This window comes from Streptomyces sp. ME02-8801-2C (assembly GCF_033793965.1).
Taxonomy (GTDB): domain Bacteria; phylum Actinomycetota; class Actinomycetes; order Streptomycetales; family Streptomycetaceae; genus Streptomyces.
In genome coordinates this window covers 318,829-332,136 of the sequence record NZ_JARAXP010000003.1, presented here as the reverse complement: position 1 = coordinate 332,136, position 13,308 = coordinate 318,829, and the positions used below count along the sequence as shown (strand labels likewise).

Sequence of the window (13,308 nt, the reverse complement as noted above, 5' to 3'; positions counted from 1 at the left end):
GACATGCAGACCCTCGCGAACTGGAACGGCGGCCCCGGGCCGTGGATCCTCTTCTTCCCGCTGATCTGGGCGGCCGTCGTGATCGGCGTCGTCACCGTCCTGCGCCGCACGGTATGGCGCGGACGCCGTGGCCCGTGGAGTGCCATGGGCGGTCGCCGCGACGCCCAGGACCGCCGGCTCTCCGGCGACTCGCCGCTCGCCGTACTGGGCCGGCGCTTCGCCTCCGGCGAGATCGACGAGGACGAGTACTGGCGGCGCCTCTCCGTCCTGGACGAGCAGTTCGGTGCCACGGGCGGCCGCCCGGGCAAGGGCGGTGCGCTGTGACCACCACCGCCACCACGACCCGTACGGCGGCACACGTCGTCGACGCCGTGAAGGTGTACGGCGGTGGCGACACCGCCGTACGGGCCCTCGACGGGGTGAGCGTCGGCTTCCCGGCCGGTCGTTTCACCGCGATCATGGGGCCCTCGGGTTCCGGCAAGTCCACCCTGATGCACTGCGCGGCGGGCCTGGACACCCTCACCTCCGGAACCGCGTTCATCGGCGACACCGACCTGGGCGCGCTCGACGACCGGCGCCTGGCCCTCCTGCGCCGCGACCGGATCGGCTTCGTCTTCCAGGCGTTCAACCTGGTACCGACACTGACCGTCGCGGAGAACATCACCCTGCCGACCGACCTGGCGGGCGAGGACGGCGACCCGGCGTGGGTCGACGCGCTCATCGACGTGGTCGGCCTGCGCGACCGGCTCCACCACCGTCCCGCCGAACTCTCCGGCGGCCAGCAGCAACGCGTGGCCGTGGCAAGGGCGTTCGGCGGGCGGCCCGATGTCGTCTTCGCCGACGAGCCGACCGGCAACCTCGACTCGCGCTCCGGCCAGGAGGTCCTCGGCCTGCTCGGCCGCGCGGTGCGACAGATGGACCGCACGGTCGTCATGGTCACCCACGATCCGGGCGCCGCCGCCCACGCCGACCAGGTCCTCTTCCTGGCCGACGGCCGACTGGTCGACCGCATGGAGTCCCCGACCGCCGACCGGGTCCTGGACCGGCTGAAAGCCTTCGAGGCGCCGTCATGAACAGTCGTCCACGTGCCCTCCGCCCCACCCTCCGCATCGGCCTGTCCTCACTGCGCGCCCACAGACGCCGCTTCGCCGGTACGTTCCTGGCGGTGTTCCTCGGCGTTGCCTTCCTGGCCGGGACCCTGGTCATGGGCGACACCCTGCGGGCCGGCTTCGACACGATGTTCGGCGAGGCCACGAGCGGTACCGACGCCGTCGTCCGCAGCGCCGACGCCATCACCGCCCCCGGCGAGAGCGCGGGCGTACGCCGGCCGGTCCCCACCGAACTGGTCAAGACCCTCGAGCGGGTGCCCGGGGTCGCCGCCGCCGCGCCCGACATCCAGGGCGCGGGCCAGCTCATCGGCGCGGACGGCGAACCCGTCGGCGGAAAGGGCCCGCCCACCGTCGCCGGCAACTGGATCACCGACCCGAAGCTGAACCCGTACCAACTCGCCGAAGGACGAGCCCCGGTGATGTCCGGCGAGGTCGTCGTCAACCGGGGTACGGCCGAGAAGGGCGGCCTGAACATCGGCGACACGACGATCCTGCGTACGCCCGACCCGGTCAGGGTCACGATCGTCGGCCTCGCGACCTTCGCCGGTGAGGACGGCATGGCCCAGGTGACGTTCACCGGGATGACCCGGGCCGACGCCGAGAGGTACCTGACCGCGAGGCCCGGCGAGGCGGCGACCATCCTGGTGCGGGCGGGCCCGGGGATCGGTCCGCGGGAGCTGGTCGACCGACTGACTCCCGTACTGCCCGGGGGAGTTGAGGCCATTACCGGCCAGCAGTCGGCCGAGGAGAACACGGAGATGATCTCCAGCCGGTTCCTGACCGTCTTCACCCTCTTCCTCCTCGTCTTCTCGGGCGTGGCGATCCTGGTCGCGACCTTCTCCATCCACAACACCTTCGCGATCGTCATCGCCCAACGCACCCGCGAGAACGCCCTGTTGCGGACCCTCGGCGCCTCCCGACGGCAGATCGGCGCGGCCACCCTCATGGAGGCGAGCGCGGTAGGCGTGACGGCGTCGATCGCGGGCCTCGCCGGCGGCATCGGCGTCGCCGCGGGCCTCCAGGCACTGTTCCCGGCCATCGGATTCCCGTTCCCTGAGGGCGACTTGGTGATCAGCCTCCCGTCCATGCTGCTGCCGCTGGCGGTCGGTACCGTGGTCTGTCTGGGCTCCGCCCTGTTGCCGGCCGTACGCGCCGGACGCACCGCACCCCTGGCCGCGCTCCGCGAGACGGCCGTCGACCAGTCGGACGCCTCACCAGTCCGGGCGGTCATCGGCGCGGGTCTCGGCGCCCTCGCGATCGCGATGACCCTGACCGGCGTCCTGCTCTCACCGTCCTTGTGGCTGGCGGGACTTGGCGCGGTCCTGGCTCTCGCGGCCTTCGTGGTGCTGGGCCCCGTCGCGTCGACCACGGCCGTACGCGTGCTCGGCGGCCCCCTCGACAGACTGCGCGGAGTCACCGGACGGCTCGCCCGGCGCAACGCCCTGCGCAGCCCGAAGCGGACCGCCGCCACCGCGAGCGCCCTGATGATCGGCGTGGCCGTCGTCTCGTTGTTCACGGTGTTCGGCGCCTCGCTGAAGGCCACCACGGACCAGACGGTGTCGCGGTCCTTCGCGGGCGAAGTGGCCGTGAGCACCCCGTCGTTCGGGGCCGGCGGCAGCGGACTCAGCCCCCGCCTCGCGCCCGCCATCGCCCAGCGCCCCGAGGTGGCGGACGCGGTGGGACTCGGCCGAGGTGTCGCCGAAGTCGGCGGCAGGGGAAGGGCGTTGACCGTCACCGACCCCGCCGTCCTCGCCCGGCTCTTCGACCTCGGCCACATCCGCGGCTCACTCGACAGCCTCGGCACCGACGGAATCGCCGTCACCGAGGCGGAGGCGGACCGGCAGGGTCTGAAGACCGGCGACACCACCCGACTCACCTTCACCGACGGTGAGAAGGAGAACTTCACGGTCCGCGCGGTCTACGGCCGCTCGGAACTCGCCGGTGACTACGTCATCACCCGCGCAGCCTGGGCGCCGCACCGCATCCAGGACTCCGACACGTTGATCGCGGTGTCCTTCAGGGACGGCGTCGGCACCGGCGCGGGCAAGGCCGCCGTGGAACAGGTCGCCGAACGGTACGGCGACTCCGAGGTGCAGACCCGCGACGAGTTCGCCCGGTCGTCGGCCGGAGGCATCGACATGATGCTCACCCTCGTCTACGCCCTGCTCGCCCTCGCGGTGCTCATCGCCCTGCTCGGCATCGCCAACACGCTCACCCTCGCCATCCACGAACGCACCCGCGAACTCGGCCTGTTGAGGGCAGTCGGTCAGACCCGTGCCCAACTGCGCGCCATGGTCCGCTGGGAGTCGGTCCTCGTCGCCGCCTTCGCCACGGTGGGCGGCCTGGCCCTCGGCGGCTTCCTCGGCTGGGTGCTGGTGAAGGCCTCGGACGGCACGAGCGACAGCGACTTCGCCTTCGCGCTGCCGCCCACGCAGCTCGTGATCGTCGCCCTGGTGGGCATCGCGGCCGGCGCCCTGGCGGGCCTGCGCCCGGCCAGGCGGGCGGCCCGCCTCGACGTACTGCGGCCCGTCGCCACCGAATGACGTACGACCGCGATCAAGGAGGGAGGCGGGAGGCGGGACCCCGCTGGTCACCGCCCGGTCAGCCGGCAACGGCCGACCGGGCGGGCGCGTGTTCCGGCCTGCGCCGGTGAACCCCCGGCGTGTGTCCCTTGTCGTACGGCGGCTCGTCGAACCCCGCAGCGTCGCACAGCTGTTCCTCGAACGGCTGACGTACGGGCGCGGCGGTCGTGGGCCTGGTCTCGGGGGCCGTCACCACCGGCGTGACCGTCGGCAGCGTGAACCACACGACCTTGCCCGACTCGCCGTCCGGGCGCACTCCCCAGCTCTCGCTCACCGCGGCGACCATCGCCAGACCCCGTCCGCAGGTCGCGGTGGGATCCGCGTCCCGCAACTCCGGGATGCGAGGGTCGTGGTCGTGCACCGAGACCGTGAGCCGGTCGAGCAGCACCTCGATCTCCACGGTGCACAGCTTGTCGGGCTGGGCGTGCCGGTGGACGTTGGTCAGCAGTTCGGTCACACCGAGCGAGGCCCGGTCTATCAAGGGGTCCAGATGCCAGTAGCGCAATTGCGCAGAGACGATTCTGCGGACCTGGCCGATCCGCGACGGCAGGGCTTGGAGCTCCACCGTGCAGTGCCTGCTTGGGTGACTGATCACGGCTTGCGACTCCCCGAATTGAGGTCCGGAAGAAGACACGAGATCGGATCCAGCAGAGTGCCTGCGTGCAATGGCCGCCTGCTGTCGGTGGCCGGCGGGCTGGTTCGCAGCGTTATCGCCGGTAAACCCAGAGTGATGTGTGACAAGCGTGGCTCAGGGGGCGGAAACCCGCAACTCGCGGCACGGTCGGCCGGGCACGCCCGGTGTCCGCGCGAGGTGCGGCCTCGCGGTCCCCGCCCTGTTCAGTGCCCGCGCCCCGCCGCCCTGCGTACGGCCTCGATGAACCTGCGCGCCGTCGGCGGCCCGGGCTGGCCCGGCGCCGGGTCGTGTTCCCCCAGAGTCAGCTGGTAGCGCGTGCCGTTGAGGTCCGCCAGCGCCCGGTCGTCGTTCGCGAACCAGGGCTTCGACGCGCGCACCGCCTGCACGGGAGCGCTGTCGATCTCGCTGCCGTAACTGGTGAGCAGCTCCAGCCTGCCGCCGCTGATCCGGACCTGTCCGGCCCGGGTGAGGGAGCGCAGCCTCTTCCCGATCCGCACGCCCGTGGCCGTGAACTCCGGCTCCGCCATGATGCTCCGCCCCCTAGTCGGCCCCCGCCGGGATACATGGTGATCCCGCGTCGGTACGTGATCCAGTGTGCGCCCCCGTGCCGTGCAGTCTGCCTGCCCCCGGCGAGGAGCACCAGTGCGTACGGCGCTCTCGGACAACCGGCGGAAGCACTCACCGGGATGCGCCCCGGTGGTTCCGGGCACCGTCGAGCCCCGTCCCCACCCCCTCGCCCCAGGCCTGCCTTTGGGGCACCCAAAGGTGTGTTTATGCAGGTGAGAGGCGTGTGAAAGGTGTCTATGATCGATGTGTCCGGCTGCCCGAGGAGCCGTCGGCGAGCGCACCACAAGGAGCCTGACGTGAGCATCCCCGACCCCACCGGGACCGCCGAAACCGTCGACACGCTCGACGTCGACCGCAGCGATGCCGACTACCGTGCCTGGCTCAAAGAGGCCGTCCGCAAGGTCCAGGCGGACGCCAACCGCTCGGCCGACACCCACCTGCTGCGCTTCCCGCTGCCCGACAAGTGGGGAATCGACCTGTATCTGAAGGACGAGTCGACCCACCCCACCGGCAGCCTCAAGCACCGCCTCGCCCGCTCGCTCTTCCTCTACGGACTGTGCAATGGCTGGATCCGCCCCGGCCGCCCGGTGATCGAGGCGTCCAGCGGCTCCACCGCCGTCTCGGAGGCGTACTTCGCGAAACTGATCGGCGTGCCCTTCATCGCGGTGATGCCCCGCACGACCAGCGCCGAGAAGTGCCGCCTCATCGAGTTCCACGGCGCACGGTGCCACTTCGTGGACGACCCCCGCAAGATGTACGAGGCCTCGGCAGCCCTCGCGGCGGAGACGGGCGGCCACTACATGGACCAGTTCACCTACGCGGAACGGGCCACGGACTGGCGCGGAAACAACAACATCGCCGAATCCATCTTCCGTCAACTGGAGCTGGAACGTTTCCCGGAACCCGCGTGGATCGTCGCCACGGCCGGCACCGGCGGCACCTCGGCGACCCTGGCCCGCTACGTCCACTACACGCAGCGCGACACCCGCATCTGTGTCGCCGACCCGGAGAACTCCTGTTTCTTCGAGGGCTGGACCACCGGCGATCCGGACGTCACCTGCGACTGCGGCTCCCGCATCGAGGGAATCGGCCGCCCCCGGATGGAACCCAGCTTCGTCCCCGGCGCGGTGGACCGCATGATGAAGGTCCCGGACGCGGCCAGCATCGCCGCGGTGAGAGCCCTGGAACAGACCATCGGCCGCAAGGCGGGCGCCTCCACGGGCACGGGCCTGTGGAGCGCCCTCAAGATCGTCGCCGAGATGGTCGCCCAGCACCAACAGGGCAGCGTGGTAACCCTCCTGTGCGACCCGGGCGACCGCTACCTGGACAAGTACTACTCAGATACGTGGCTGGCCGACCAAGGGCTGGACATCGCCCCATACCTCCGCACCATCGGGGACTTCCTGAAAACAGGCAGCTGGCCCAACTGACCTAAAGGGGCGCGGGGCTGTGACATTTGCGGCTCCGCCGCGCGGGCGCGACAAGCCACAACACCCCCGCACCCGCAAACGCACCTACCAAGGCACCCCCTCAGGCGCCCCCATCAACCACTGACCTCCCCGGCGACAACAAGCCGCCGCAAATGCTCCGACACCTCACCCCGAGCCTCCGGCACCAACCCCGAGTCCGTCACCAACGTATCCACCTGCTCCAACGCCGCGAACGAACTGAGCCCCACCGTCCCCCACTTGGTGTGGTCGGCAACCACAACCACCCGCCGAGCGGACTGCACAAGCCGCCGATTCGTCTCCGCCTCCGCCAGGTTCGGCGTCGAAAGCCCCGCCTCGACCGATATCCCGTGCACCCCGAGGAACAGCACATCGAAGTGGAGCGACGCGATCGCCTGGTCGGCCACCGGCCCCACCAGCGAGTCGGACGGCGTCCGCACCCCACCGGTCAGCACCACCGTCGCCGCCCCCTGCCGCTGCCCCGACACGCGCTGCGCGGTGTGGAAGACATCGGCCACGCGCACCGAGTTGGTCACGACGGTCAGATCCGGCACGTCCAGCAGCTGGTGCGCCAGCGCGTACGTCGTCGTACCGCCCGACAGCGCGATCGCCGAGCCCGCCGAGACCAGCTCCGCCGCGGCCCGCGCGATGTCCTCCTTGGCCGTCAGCTCGAGGCCGGACTTGGCCTCGAACCCCGGCTCGTGCGTGCTCGCCTCGACCACCGGAACCGCACCGCCGTGGACCTTCTCCAGGACGCCCTGGCGGGCCAGCGCGTCGAGGTCCCGGCGGACCGTCATGTCCGACACGCCGAGCTTGCGGGTCAGCTCGTTGACGCGCACGCCCCCGCGACGCCGTACCTCGTCGAGGATCAGGGCGCGGCGCTGCTCCGCGAGGAGGTTCTGGTTGTCATTCACGACCGCTCCACGTCCTTCCGGGGTTCCTCCGGGCCTGCCGGTCCACTCGCCCCCACCAACTCCGACACGTCCCGCACACCCGCTGCGAACCTGTTGCGAACCCGCTCCGACAAGGACTTTCCTCCTGCTACCGGCCCGGCGGACGTCCCATACTCGCATGGGCCACCACTCGTCGCGCCACTGCCCGTGACGACGCGAACATGTCACCCTGGCAACACGGGCTTCTCGCTCGTCACACGGATCGGGGAGATTCCGTGACGAGAGGTGTACGAAGCCCACCGGGCGGAGATCCTCCAGTCCCGCCCGGCGTCGTTCACCACAGGACACGGGCCGTCGGCGCGGCACGGGGGAAGCACCAGCAACGGGGGAAGTGCGAACAGTGGAACCTGCACAGGAACGAGTCCCGAAGACCGGGGCGAACAGCGTGGCCGAGGCGACCAGCGGCATCGCCCTGGAATTACTCGTCCACGGGGTGGGCGGCGCCACACCCGACAAGATGCTCAACGACCCGCGGACCGTCCGCATCAGCGGAGACGACACGGCCGCCGTCTTCCGGCGCGCGGACGACGCCGACGCGGAGGACCGGCCCGCCGACCCGAGCGGCGCCCCGGTGCGCGAGGCGTACGTCTGGTGCAACCTCACCTCCGGCAACGGCACCCGAGCCCTGTGGCTGTTGCTGCTGCCGTTCATGGTGGTCAACCTCGCCCACTGGATGCGTCCCACCGCCCGCAACCGACAGCGCACGGTCCGTCTCTACGGCCTCCTGGTGCGTCTCGCCGGGCTGACATTGACCGTCCTGCTGGTCGCCGCCGCCTGCGAGGTCGCCCTCGACCTCACGGCCTGGCAGTGCGCGGGCACGCGCGCGTGTGCCCAGGCACACTCATGGCTCGGTTTCCTCGCGCCGACCGAGTCGGGCGGCGGCTGGTGGAGCGTGCCGGGCCGTCGCCTCGCCCTGGCCGCCGTGGTGCCCGCCGCCCTCACCGGCCTGCTGTGGTTTCTCTCCCGCCGCACCTGGAGGGCCTACGAGTCCCAGCGACCGCCGGCCCACGCCCCCGAGCCCGCCGACGAGAACATCCGTACCGCGCTGGGGCGCCCCGGGTTCTGGTACGGACGGCGACTGGTCGCCCGGCTGCGCGCCGCGCACACCGCGGCCGGCCTGCTGACGGTCGCCGCCGCCCTGGGCTCCGCCGCCGCCCGGCACGACCGCGAACCCGGCGGACCTGCGACCCTGGCGACCCTCGCCGGGCTCCTGTACGTGGCGCTGGCCGCCGGTGCCGTCGCCGTGGTGTGGGTGGTGTGCCGCCGGGGACGCAGCGAGAGACGCCTCGACCAGGCACTGGACGCCCGCCTCGTCCGTCTCCTGCCGGGCGGCGCGCTGGCCCTGCTGCTCCTGACGGCCGTGTACGCCTGCTGGTCCCGACCCGGATGGGCATCGGCGGGGCGGCTTCCGGGCGACACGACCTTCGGCATCCTCGCCCTCCTCCAGGGCCTCATCGTCGTCGTGCTGGCCGTCGTCGCCCACCTGCTGTACCGCTCCCACCCGGACCCGCGCGCCGCCATGCGCGGCCTGGCCGGGCCCGCCGTGGCGACGCTCGCCTGCGCGCTGGGCGGTGTGATGTCCGGCGGTGTGTCCCAGCGCGTCGCCGACTGGCTGGACGGCACCGGCGGCACCATCGAGGGCCCGCCCGTCCTGCTGACCTGGCAGGCATCCGTGATCCCGGCCGTCATCCTGGTCGTCCTCGGCCTGATCGGCTGGCTGGCCCGGCGCACCCTGCACCTGCGCCGCGCCGAGCTGGCAGCCGTGGAGCAGGACTACACGGACGCTTCCGGCGCGCCCATGGACGCCGCGCGCACCCGCCGGATCGCGAGCATGCGCGCGATGGCCGCCCTCACCGACCGGGCACCACGCATCCTCGGCATCACCTCCGCCGCGACGCTGCTCCTGGGCGCCACCGCGCTCGCCGGAGCGCAGCTCACCGACGACACACCGGGAGAGGCCTCACGGTCCTCCTACGGGCTCGTCCAGGGCGCCGCCGAGACCGCCCAGGCGCTCGGCTCCTGGCTGATCGGATTCGGGTTCCTGCTGTTCGTCACCTGGGGGCGGCGCGCCTACAAGGACCAGGCCGCACGGCGCACCATCGGCATCCTCTGGGACGTCGGAACCTTCTGGCCGCGTGCCTCCCACCCCTTCGCGCCGCCCTGCTACGCCGAGCGTGCCGTGCCCGACCTGACCTGGCGGATGGCCACCTGGACCGAGGCCACCGGCGGCCGCCTGGTCATCTCCGGGCACTCCCAGGGCAGCGTCCTCGCGGCAGCCGCCGCCTGGCAGCTGGAGCCGTCCGTGCGGCGGCGCGTCGCGCTGCTGACGTACGGCTCACCGCTGGAGCGCCTGTACGGGCGCTGGTTCCCGGCCCACTTCGGGCCCGCCGCGCTCACCTCGCTGCACCACGACGTGGCCTGCTGGCGCAACCTGTACCGGCTCACCGACCCCATCGGCGGGCCCGTCCATCTGCCGGGCGACTGCGGGCCCGAGGTGGACCGCGCACCGCTCAAGGACCCGCTCGCCCATGGCCGCGACAAGGAGCATCCGCTGCCCTCGCCGATCCTCGGCCACTCCGACTACCAGGCCGACCCTGCCTTCGCCGAGGAACGCGAGGAGCTACTGGCCCGGCTGCGGCCCCGCGAGGCGGTCCCCGGGCCGCGGCCCGGGGCCGGGGCTCAGGGCAGCTCGGGCAGGTCCTCCGGGTAGAGCAGGGTCAGGTCGTCCGTGCTCGGCTCGGCGTGCTGGGCGACCCGGCCCGCGTGCCGCTCGACCATCGCCTCGAACGTCTGCCGCGCCGTACGGCCGTTGCCGAACGTCGCCCCCTTGGGGATCTCCTCGAAATACTTGAGCAGGGCTTCGGAGGAGCCGGGGCCGAGCCGGTACTCGTGCTCCTCCGCCTGCTGTTCCACGATCCGCAGCAGTTCCTCGGCGCCGTAGTCACCGAAGGTGATGGTCCGCGAGAAACGGGAGGCGACCCCGGGGTTGACCGACAGGAAGCGCTCCATCTCTGCCGTGTAGCCGGCGACGATCACCACCACGGCCTCCCGGTGGTCCTCCATCAGCTTCACCAGCGTGTCGATGGCCTCCTTGCCGAAGTCACGGCCGGAGTCCTCCGGGGACAGCGCGTACGCCTCGTCGATGAACAGCACACCGCCGCGCGCCCGGTCGAAGGCATCCTGGGTGCGGATCGCCGTGGAACCGATGTGCTCGCCGACCAGGTCCACCCGGGACACCTCGACGAGATGGCCCTTCTCCAGGACGCCCAGCGCGGCCAGGATCTCGCCGTAGAGCCGGGCGACCGTCGTCTTGCCGGTACCGGGGGAGCCCGTGAACACCAGATGGCGTCGGGCCGAGGCCGCCTTGAGGCCCGCCTGCTGACGGCGCCGGCCGACCTCGATCATGTCGGTGAGGGCCCGTACCTCGCGCTTGACGCTCTCCAGGCCCACCAGCGTGTCGAGTTCACCGAGGACGTCTTTCGAGGACCGCGCGGCCACCTCCGGCTCCGGGGCGGCCGCCGCCGGCTCCGGCTCGGTGGCGCGCTGGCCAGGGATCGAACCCAGCAGCCCCGGTGACTGAGCCACCATCGTCTGTACGGCCGTCTCCGGCAGCGGGGGTGTCCGCAGCGCGGCGCTCTCGTCGCTGGTGCAGTCCTCGACGACCGGCCCGCCGCCCGAAGCGGTGCCGGAGCCGCCGTCGGCGAACTCGTAGCCGCCGCGCGCGCACCGCTCCGTACGGCACTTCGTCAGCGTCGCACGGCAGCCGTCTATCACATGGAAGCCGTACCCCTCACTGCCCGTCACCCGGCAGTGCAGGAAGCTGCCCCGGCCGCCCGCGGACACATAGAAACCCGCCTCGGTGGGGGAGTCGACCGTGCAGCGCTCGATGGTGGGATCCGCGCCCTTCGTGACGATCACGCCCGTCTGGGTGCCGACCACCGCGCAGCCGTTGAGCGTGCCGCCGCTGCCGTGGTCACGGAACCAGGCTCCCGTCGCCGCGTCCCGGATCCTGCAGTCGTCGAGCTGCGCCGTCGCGCCGTCACTGACCGACACGGCCGTGTTGCGCACCTGCGAGAGGTCGCTGTCGATGACGTCCGCGCGAGAGCCCCGGTCGAGCACGAACAGCGCGTCCGGCACATCGTGCACCCGGCAGGACTCGAGAACCGCCGTGGCGCCGTCGCTGATCCACACCGCCGGGTAGTCGCCGGTGCTGTCGAAGATCTCGCACTGGTTGGCGTCCACCCGCGTGCCCGGGTCCCACACCGACAGCCCGTTGCGCCCGAACTGACGCACCGTCGTACGGGTCAGCGTAAGCACCGAGCGGGACCGCAGATCGACCGCGTTCTCCGGGATGTCGTGGATACGGCAGTCGGCGAGCGTCAGCACGGCGTCGGTGTCGAGCGTCACGCCGTCCGCGGACGTACGGTGCACATCGCAGTCGGTGAGGAAGGCGGTGGCCCGGCCGGTGATCTGGACGCCGCTGCCCTTGACCTCGTAGACCTCACAACCGACCGCCTCCAGCGCCGAGTTCTCGCCCGAGACCGAAAGACCGACGCCTGAGGCGTGGTGCACCCGGCAGCGCTCCAGACGCGGATGACCGCCGTCGCGCACGGTAACCCCCGCCTGGCCGGCCGCGACGACCTCGCACTCCTCGAACACCCCGCCCGCGTCGTCCAGTACGGCGATGCCGGCGCCCGCCGGGTTGTCGACCGTGCAGCGCCGCACCGTCGGGCGCGCGCCGCCGCGCACCTCGATGCCGGCGGCGGACCGGGTGACGATCCGCATGTCCAGCAGTTCCGGTGTGCCCTCCTCGACGAGCACGGCGGCCGAGGTGGAGTCCTGGCCCTCGACATGCAGGTCCTGGACCACCGCGGAGGCGCGCACCGTCAGCGGCACACCGTCGACGGGCGCGATGCGCACCGAGCCGGGGGAGCCCTCCGGGCCGCGCAGCGTCACCGCTCGCTCGACGACGAGGTTCTCCCGGTAGGTACCGGGGGCGACGGTGAGGACGTCGCCGTCCGCCGCGGCCTCCAGGGCGGCGGCGAGCGATACGTACTCACCCGTGCGGCGCCGCCACCTCGATGTGCCGGTGTGCGTCACCTGGACCGTGCCCTGTGCCATGGCGCTGCTGTGCCCCCACCTCGTGGAACGCGGTAAGTCGCGGAAGGTGCCGAACGATGTCGGCCGGTCCACCGTAGCGTGCGCGGGCACGGTGGGTTGACCAGAGCGGCAAGGCGGTCAACTGCCGGTCCCGGTCCGGCCCCAGTCGGGTCCGGCCCGCTCCCAGGCCCGGTCCAGGCGGGCGTACCGGCGACGGACCATGCGCCAGACGATCAGGCGCCGGCCGCCCTCGACCAACCCGGCCGACAGAACGGCCGCACCGAATCCGGCGAGCACGGCGTGTGTCGTCGCGGTGGCGGTGTCCAGAGGGCGGGCGGCTATTCGCCCGTGTTCGTCCGTCCACAGGGTGAAGTGGTCGCCGGGATGCGGGGACTTGAGGCTCGCCATGACCTTGCCGTGCTGCGACGTGCCGTCCGGTCCCGTCCAGTCGGCCTCCACGCGGCTTCTGGCCTCCCGGGCGGCCGCCGACTCGGGGTCGGGCTCCAGAGGGGACCGGGCGAGCTTCTTGACCACGGTGGCCGTCACGACATGGCGGGCCGCACGCTGGTCCCGTACGGCCTGTTGCAGTGCGTCTTGGGCGACACCGCCGATCAGGAGGCCGATCAGGGGCGCCGCGACGAGGATCAGCAACAGGGCCACGAGCGCCACCCAGGCCTCCGCCAGGTCGGTCGCGCGGCGCAGCGGATTGTGCCGCCAGCGCCAGAGTCCGCCGATCACCCGCACAGCCGCACCCCCTTCCGCTCCGTGATAACCCGGTCGGAGAAGTTCCCGCATGCCGCCGGTCGAAGAGAGAGGGAAATCACCCCTCACCGGCTCCCACCGGCCCGTCTCATGCACTTCTCACAAACCCAACGGCCGGGCCCGGTGCCGGTGTTCCCGCCCACGGGACCAATC

10 protein-coding genes are annotated in these 13,308 nt (G+C 71.9%); 5 read left to right on the top strand and 5 right to left on the bottom strand.

Features of this window, described 5'->3' with window-relative positions; translation table 11 throughout:
• The first annotated feature begins 3 nt into the window (after positions 1–3).
• The 3 genes from PV396_RS10555 to PV396_RS10545 are packed head-to-tail and all read left to right on the top strand — an operon-like array spanning position 4 to position 3,652.
• The gene (locus PV396_RS10555; protein WP_319202903.1) at positions 4–324 is read left to right on the top strand and encodes an SHOCT domain-containing protein; all 321 of its coding nucleotides are present in this window, start codon (positions 4–6) and stop codon (positions 322–324) included.
• Positions 321–1,073 carry an ABC transporter ATP-binding protein gene (locus PV396_RS10550; RefSeq protein ID WP_319202901.1) on the top strand — a complete coding sequence of 251 codons (753 nt, stop codon included), beginning with the start codon at positions 321–323 and terminating at the stop codon, positions 1,071–1,073. Before PV396_RS10555 ends, PV396_RS10550 begins: the two co-directional genes overlap by 4 nt.
• Complete coding sequence (locus PV396_RS10545) at positions 1,070–3,652, top strand: ABC transporter permease (RefSeq protein ID WP_319202899.1); 2,583 nt, start codon at positions 1,070–1,072, stop codon at positions 3,650–3,652. The genes PV396_RS10550 and PV396_RS10545 overlap by 4 nt, the downstream gene beginning before the upstream one ends.
• Before the next feature lie 58 nt (positions 3,653–3,710).
• Here PV396_RS10545 and PV396_RS10540 read toward each other — a convergent pair whose 3' ends face one another.
• On the bottom strand, positions 3,711–4,286 hold the full coding sequence (locus tag PV396_RS10540; RefSeq protein ID WP_319202897.1) for an ATP-binding protein: 576 nt from the start codon (positions 4,284–4,286) through the stop codon (positions 3,711–3,713).
• 242 nt (positions 4,287–4,528) lie between these two features.
• A complete protein-coding gene (locus PV396_RS10535) occupies positions 4,529–4,852 on the bottom strand; it encodes a hypothetical protein (RefSeq protein WP_319202895.1) in 324 nt (107 codons plus the stop codon).
• A gap of 336 nt (positions 4,853–5,188) precedes the next feature.
• On the opposite strand from PV396_RS10535, the gene PV396_RS10530 reads away from it, so the two are divergent.
• Entirely contained in the window at positions 5,189–6,322 is a 1,134-nt protein-coding gene (locus PV396_RS10530; protein WP_416071373.1) for a PLP-dependent cysteine synthase family protein, read from the top strand.
• 113 nt (positions 6,323–6,435) lie between these two features.
• Here PV396_RS10530 and PV396_RS10525 read toward each other — a convergent pair whose 3' ends face one another.
• Positions 6,436–7,254: a DeoR/GlpR family DNA-binding transcription regulator gene (locus PV396_RS10525; protein WP_319202893.1), complete on the bottom strand. Its 819-nt coding sequence runs from the start codon at positions 7,252–7,254 to the stop codon at positions 6,436–6,438.
• 379 nt (positions 7,255–7,633) lie between these two features.
• On the opposite strand from PV396_RS10525, the gene PV396_RS10520 reads away from it, so the two are divergent.
• Entirely contained in the window at positions 7,634–10,003 is a 2,370-nt protein-coding gene (locus PV396_RS10520) for a hypothetical protein (protein ID WP_416071372.1), read from the top strand.
• Here PV396_RS10520 and PV396_RS10515 read toward each other — a convergent pair.
• Entirely contained in the window at positions 9,973–12,414 is a 2,442-nt protein-coding gene (locus PV396_RS10515) for a right-handed parallel beta-helix repeat-containing protein (protein ID WP_319202891.1), read from the bottom strand. The genes PV396_RS10520 and PV396_RS10515 overlap by 31 nt on opposite strands.
• Positions 12,415–12,531: 117 nt before the next feature.
• Positions 12,532–13,137: a hypothetical protein gene (locus PV396_RS10510; RefSeq protein ID WP_319202889.1), complete on the bottom strand. Its 606-nt coding sequence runs from the start codon at positions 13,135–13,137 to the stop codon at positions 12,532–12,534.
• Positions 13,138–13,308: the final 171 nt, after the last annotated feature.